The organism is Coprobacillus sp. (assembly GCF_984815275.1).
The window spans coordinates 22,408-30,392 of the sequence record NZ_CFJNYH010000036.1; the positions used below are offsets into that span (position 1 = coordinate 22,408).

Here is a 7,985-nt window from a genome sequence, read left to right on the forward strand (position 1 = left end):
TCCACTTAATTCACCTGATAAACGTTGTCTTTCCATCGCTTTAAAGAATAGGTAATAAATAGCACCAGCAATGATTAACGAGAGTATATGCAGGAATATTTCCACCAGTGACGAAATAATGAGAAAAAATAGGTGGAATTGTCCAAGGAATATTAGCAACTGGTCTCCCAATAATATTCAGCATCATTAATAAATAAGTTCCTGCAGATAACGTTAATGTTGTAAGTGTATAAGGAATCATCATATATGGATTCATAACAAGAGGAACCCCAAAGACAACAGGCTCATTAATTTCAAATAAACTGGCTGGTAAACATAATTTTCCAAGAGTACTAAATCCTTTTTCTTTAGAACGAATCATCATCATGACAAGTGGTAATGTGGCTCCTCCTCCACCCAGGAAAACAAACATAGTAAATCCACTAGCTGTAATATATGGAGGCAATGTTCCAGCAGCATAAGCCGCAGCATTTGCTCCAAACATTGTTAAGAAGAATGGATCTGCAACAGCAAGAACTGCCCCACCATGGATTCCCACACTCCATAACATAGAACGAATAAACATAAAAACTAAGAATCCAGGTAATGTATTCAATGCGAAGACAAATAGTGAAAAACAATTCATTAGGATTTGGTTAACATCTAGACCTAATATAACTCTCACAATCCACACCAATGTCAAAACAGCTAAAGCTGGAATTAAAGACATAAATGATTTTGATACTAATGGAGGAACTGTATCAGGGAAATGAATAACCAGATTTCTCTTTTGGAAAAAATGCATAATTGTTCCTGTTAGCAAAGCCACAATAATGGCTGTAAATAAACCTTTTGTTCCAAATAGTTCTGTATTGATGCCAAACTCTTCATTCACAGTAATTAAAAGAAAAGCAGCAACAGAAATAATGGCAGTAATTAAAGCATCAATTTTTATATCTGTATATCCTTCTGCAAAATAGTATGCAACACTTGCTGCTCCTACTAAACCAACAATCCCAATCGTTACACTATTAACAGTTGTAATCATAGCAGCATAAGGTTCAAAAAATGATTTAATAAAATCTATTGGAATATTGGGAACAAGCAAAAACAGACTTCCAATAATTGTTAATGGTACAGTGACCATCATCCCATTTTTAACAGCATTCAAATGATGCTGATTCGCCATTTTATTTAATGGTGGTGCTAGTTTTTCTTCAACAAAATTTAATATTTTATTCATATTCTTTCCTCCTTCTCTTTCTTTGATGAGATCTCTTTTCTTGTACATTCATATCATACTATGTATTCGCTTTCATATGAATAGTCGAAACTTCTTCTACCTAGTGGAAATTATTGCACTAAAAAAATGGTTATAGAAACTAACCATTTTCAATATTTATACTTTTTAATTCACCTGTCACAGAATCCATAACATATCCATAAATATTCACATCACATGGAATTAATGGATGTTCCTGTAATAATTGTACACTTTGCCAAACAGATTCACTCACATTGAGAAAGCCTGATAACCATTGTTCAAAGTCAATCCCACAATATTTCATAGTCTCGATAATCTCTGAAGATACACCTCTTTCTTGCATTTTTACTAACATCTGCTGACTATCCATATGTTGAACTCCACAATCCGTATGTCCAATCACTAAAATATCTTCTACACCTAATTCATAAATAGCAATCAATAAACTTCTCACTGCACTTCCAAAAGGATGTGAAATAACACCACCTGCATTCTTTATAATTTTTGCATCGCCATTTTTAATACCAAGAGCAGCAGGTAACAGTTCAAGTAAACGTGTATCCATACATGTCACAATAGCTAATTTTTTATCTGGATATTTCGTTGTTTCATAAGGCTCGTATAGTTTGTTTTTCACAAACATTTGGTTATATTTTAAAATATCATTTATCATCTTTTTCTCCTTTGCCATGTATTATAACATTATCAAAAACAAAAAAATATAAGAAAAGAAGATTTTATCATTATCCACTGATAATAATAAATCTTCTTTTCATATTAAATATCATTCTCTTTTTTCTTTTTTAATAGGACATATCCTAACCCTAACATTCCTATCATTATAGCTACATAAATTCCTGCTGATGTTGTATCTCCTGTTTCTGGTTTCTTTTCTTCTCCATATGATACAATTCCATATGTTGAGAAATGTTCAGCTGTAAAGATAATTCTATTTCCTTCTACTCTTGATGGTATCTTTGTGATGTTACCTTGTTCATCTATATAGATGATTCCAAGTTGCTTATCTTTCAAGCTTTCATCAATTGTCAATGATACCTCAACTTCTTTTTGAAATCTATAGACTTCCTCATTTAACAGGAATTTCATGTCATAGAGTCTTTCTATTTGAGCAGTTTGTAAGAATTCTGAGTTTTGCTTCTCAATCTTTTTCATCAATTCTTCAATTTGCTTGTCATCTAACACTTCAGCTATCAATTGAATATCTCTTGGTAACTGTCCTTTTACTGTGACATCCTTATTGTTGTTATGGACTGTGATAACTTTATCTTCATCTGGTACATTGATTACTGGATCATCTTTCTTCTCTAATCCCTTGATTGCTGCCTGTAATGATTTCACAGCTTTATCAACTTCACTCTGTGAAACATTGACATTTTTATTGATGTCATTAGCCTTCTTTAATGCGGCTTCAAGCTCTTTGACTGTTTCTTTTGTATACTGATTCTTATCTATCGCTTCGGCTTTCTTGATTTCCTTGATCAATGCATCTTTATTGGCTTTCTTCACCAATCCATCAATAGCCTTCTGTAAACCTGAAACTGCTGTTGTCACTTGTTTTTGTGTTGCATTTTCATCAGCATAAACATTCTTTGCATCTTTTAACGCTTCATTCAAGACTTTGACTGTCTTTTCTGTATAGACATCAGTAGATATATCATTAGCTTTCTTAATAATATTTTCAAGTGCTTTCTTATCTGCCTTTAATGTTAATCCATCAATTGCATCTTTCAATTGTTGTTTAGCATCTATAATCTGTGAAGATGTTGCATCTTTATTCTTATAGACTTCAACCACATGGTCTAAGGCATCACGATATGCAGATATACTCTTTGGTGTATATTTAGAGACATCAATATCTTTATTTTCATCATAATATTCTTTGAGTTCTGACTTAAGTGTGAGACCATAAACCTCAAATTCCCAAAGTGAGTATCCATACTGACCAACTGGCACAATACCTAGCATTCTCACATAGCGCCCAACTGCTGAATTCTCATATGTGAATTCCTTGATACCAGCTTTTCCATCAGTGACATGACTGATATCTGTCCATGTTTGACCATCATCAGAAACCTGAATCTTATATTCTTTTCCACAGGCACCTTCCCAATTGAGCACAACTTTAGAAATATTATAGACATCCTCTAAATCAACTTGAATATATTGTGAATCAACATTGACACCTGGGTTATCTTTTCTTGTTGTTGAAACCCATCTTGATTGGAAATTATCTCCTCTATTTTCAGTACTTCCATCAAATGCATATTTTGATTCTAATACAAATCCTGTGACTGGATTCTTACGTTCACTACTGGCTGTTGATGGCTTATTTAAAGCAATATTAACATCTTCAAGTTTTACTAAATCACCATATACCTCAAACTCCCATAGTGAATAACCATACTCTCCTGCTGGAGCAATCCCTTGCATTCTGACATATCTTGCATAAATATCTTCTTCATAAAGATATTCTCTCACGTTATGTTTTGAACCTTTAGGAGCACTATTATCTCTCACCTTGGTAATAGTGGTCCATGTTTCACCATCTAATGAAACTTGTAAATCATAGTCTTTTCCACAAGCTTCTTCCCAATCTAAGACAATCTTTGAAATATTATATGTGTCTGTAAGATCAACATAAATCCATTCATCATTTGTCTTTCTATTAGATGCCCATCTTGATTGTTTAGAACCAACTTTATCATAATTTCCATCAAATGCTAATGATGAATAATAAACCTTATTACCATCTTTAGTATCCAAATATTCTGAACTTGCCTTTGAAGTTTTATTCAATGCAATATTAATTTCTTCTTCAACATCTGGCTCTTGTATATCTTTTACTTCACCTAAAACATCTAATTCCCAAATATTAATACCATATTTAGTTCTAGAAAAATAGGAATGAATTTTAATATATCTTGCTTCTAAAGTCTCATCAAACATAACATTATCAATAAAATGTTTATCACTTGCTGCGACAGTATTTGATTTCAATCTTTCTTTAACAGTTGTCCAATTTTCATTATCATTAGAAACTTCAATACTATAATTCTCTGAACATCCACTTTCCCAATCAATTTTCACACCATCAATATATGAAATTTGTCCTAAGTCAACACTCATCCATTCTTCTTGAGTCTCATACCCAGGGTCTTTTCTTCCTGATGACCATTTCGATTGTGTATTACCATCTACTGCTTTTGCAACCACCGTGTCAGATTTATAATCCGAACTACTATCCGCTGTTTTATTCAAAGCAATATTTCGACTCAAATTTTGACCATAAATACTTAGTTCAAAAATACTAATTCCATATTTCGATGCAGAAGCATATGAATGAATACGTACATATCTGCCTTCTACAGACTTATCTAAAACAATTTGATTGTTTAATGATGAATCAGGTTTTAAATTTTGTTGAACAGTTGTCCATGTTTCATTATCATTAGAAACTTCAATTGTAAAATCATTAGAACATGCACTTTCCCATAATACTTCTATCGCATCAATACGCGCTTTTCTACCCAAATCTACACTAATCCATTCCTCTTGCTTATCAAATCCAGATTCCTTTCTCAGTGAAGACCATCTCGTATTGGTATTTCCATCGACTGCATTTTCCTTTACATTTCCTGGATCATTGGTAGAAGTAGAACTTACCTCAACAGTTTTATTAAGTGAAAGTAATTGAGAATCGTGGAATTTCACTTCCTTAACTTGATAATGACTTCCATGACTATTCTTCATAGCAACCTTTATATATTTATAAAGACCACCAATAGTTATATTTTCTGTATTTCCCTGACCATCTGTTATAGATTTAATTTTTTTATAATTTATACCATCACTTGAACCATAAACATCATACTGAGTTGCATAATTATCACCCCATACAACATCAATACTATTGATATATTTACCTGATCCAGCGAATATAGAAATCCATTCATCACTACTTCCTTGACTTTCCCAATATGTTGATTCATTACCATCTATAACATTTTTAACTGGATGTCCAGTTGTTGAACTGCTCGCTAAATAACGATCATCCTGACCTTCAGTTAATGTGATTGGTTGTCCTGCATATGGTAAACCTTTTGAAACAAACTTCGTTGTTGTTTCTTGACCTTCATAAAAAAAATCAACATTAACTACTTTACTATCTTCAGTATCATTAACTGCAACTGTTATTTTTCTTGTTCCATTAGATTCGTCAATAATAATGTTACAAGCTTTATCTACACTGACTGTATAACCATCTTTATACTCTAAAGATCCAGCCTTATAGAAATTAATTTGTGTAATATTAAGATCTTTATGACGAACTGCTTGAATATCCTTCGTATTTGCCAAAATATCAATAGGGATATTCTTTGAATAAGTATCAACTTCTCCAGTTGTTTTATTAGGTAAAACAATATATTCATAACTTTCATCAACTGGTTTTACACCATGGTCTACCCATGCTGTAAATGTTTCTGGAGTTGCTTCCTTTTCTGCTTCCTTCCATAAAGATGGATTATCTTTTTGAAGTCTATTGCTTACTTTAAATGCTGTTTCTTTAGGGAAAATATATCCAATCTTATCATTATGAATCCATTTTCCTGTATAACTTCCTGCTTTTGTACCAGTTGGAACTGTTTGTCCATCCACTGTGACTTGATTAGCTTTACTTTGGTTCAATGTTGTATGAATCGCTGTTGATTCTTTAGAATTAATTCCAGCTCCCAATGCTACAAACTCATCATCAAAGAAGAAATAACTTTTTGTTGCCTGAGTTTCTTTTTTATTCATCACATAAGATATACTTCCGTATTGACCATTAGAAGCACCAATCATATGTGTTGATCCATTTGTTAATCTTCCTGAATTGGTATAATCAGGTGGTATTCTATTTGGAGTTGTAGTTCCTGGTGTATGTGCCCAATCAAAAGTTGGATAAACTGATGTATATTCATCACCATCTACTGTTACTGTTGATGATGCTGAAGAACTCCAGTAAATGAGATTTCCACCATCAGGTTGTCCTGACCAGCTACCACGCCATTCTCCACCAATGACACTCTTAGAATCCATTTTAATATTGACTCCATAGCCATCTTTCATATGTGCTCCATATCCAGAACGCCACATATAATAATTACCATTTTTACCATTAGATTCAGTTGGATTTTGAATGTTATTCAAAACCTTCTGATATTCATTTGCTCTACTTGGATCAGCAGTAATCATTCTTTTTAAAGGTTCAATATATTCTTCAGCATAATTTTGATAACCAACATCAAACTTATATGGACGATATCCTAAATACAATTCAATAATATCACCTCTAATTGTCCAGCTTGTTCCATTAAGCATATAATTGCCCATTCTTGTAACAACTTCCTGTCCAATTGAGAATTGTGTTTCACGCAATATATAAATCCAAAAACTCATATCTCTAAACATTGACATTCCATATCCATTAGAATAAAACTGTTTTCCATGCATATAGAAACTATTGTCAATCTGTACTGCTTCAGCAGTCTTATCATCTAATTGTGTAGATAAACAATAATTTAAGTAATCATCAACCATTTCTTTTAAACGTGTTTCATTCTTTGTCAATAAAGCATGATAAACATGATTTTGATCAAACCATAAATTATTTTGACCTGTTCCGTATTTAACAGGTGTTTTTTCAACTAACTTTGTTAAAATAATATTAAACGCTTCATCACTCATAATATCTTCCATAAACAAACCAATTCTTGAGAAACGGAGTTGAACACCAACTTCATTTTCCCACCAGTTTGAAGAATATGGTCCATCAGGTTTACCATTTCTCTTTCCATGTGTTACCCAATTTTTGATAGCTTTATCAAGACCATTTTTAGCAGCATCACTATGATATAAAGAATTTCCTTCTTTATGATAAGCAATCGCAATTGCCTGTAATCTATCTAATGCAAGATAAGGCGACCATGCTGCTCCATTGGCTGCATTGTTATGCGCATCATAATCAACATCTGCAAAACTGCCATCTTCTTGAATAAGCTTTAAATAATCTTCTGCTTTACTTACATAGCATGTTTCTACTTTTGAGCCATCATCAATTGTATCAAGTTCTAAAAAATAATCTTTAAGTCTTGTCTTGATTGTTGCGATGGCTTCCTGACCAGTTAAAACAGTTTGACTAGCCGCTTGGACAGTATTCCCTTGTCCAAAAATAAGACTTAAAAATAATGTCATCGCTAAAATGATTTTACTTAATTTTTTTGTCATTTCCCTTCCCTCCAATTATAAAGCGCTTACTTTATAATCCTATTTTTATTTACTTTTACTTGAATTTCAATTCACAATTACTTGAATTGCATTAAAAAAGAACATTTTTAAAGTCATTACAACTTTAAAGATGCTCTTTCGACAATCTTTACACTTAATAGTTGTGTCATCGGAGTATTCTCCTTACGATGAATTCGATCCATCAAGTTAGAGACAGCCACTTGCCCCATTAATTCTTTTTGTACTTGCACAGTTGTGATTTGTGGATTTGCTTTTTCACAAAGGGGTGTATCATCAAATCCCGTCACTCCAATATCTTCAGGAATTTTCAATCCCATATCTTTTAATGCAGAAATCACTGCAAAAGCATTTGAATCATTCGCACAAATTAAAACTTCTGGTAATTTTTTAGATTTCAGTATTTTCACAATTTCAGTAATTTCATTTGCTAAAA

4 protein-coding genes are annotated in these 7,985 nt (G+C 32.5%); all 4 read right to left on the minus strand.

The annotated features are described in order from the left end of the window. Positions 1–40 precede the first annotated feature (40 nt). Positions 41–1,222, minus strand: a complete 1,182-nt coding sequence (locus AC5M21_RS12440; protein WP_236916424.1) for a PTS sugar transporter subunit IIC — start codon at positions 1,220–1,222, stop codon at positions 41–43. Between the two features lie 139 nt (positions 1,223–1,361). Then, on the minus strand, positions 1,362–1,916 hold the full coding sequence (locus AC5M21_RS12445; protein WP_054325614.1) for a beta-class carbonic anhydrase: 555 nt from the start codon (positions 1,914–1,916) through the stop codon (positions 1,362–1,364). A 104-nt stretch (positions 1,917–2,020) separates the two neighbouring features. Then, positions 2,021–7,531: a discoidin domain-containing protein gene (locus tag AC5M21_RS12450; RefSeq protein WP_493531501.1), complete on the minus strand. Its 5,511-nt coding sequence runs from the start codon at positions 7,529–7,531 to the stop codon at positions 2,021–2,023. A gap of 116 nt (positions 7,532–7,647) precedes the next feature. Then, positions 7,648–7,985, minus strand: a 338-nt coding sequence (locus AC5M21_RS12455) for a substrate-binding domain-containing protein (RefSeq protein ID WP_493531502.1), incomplete at its 5' end; no start/stop codon positions are given.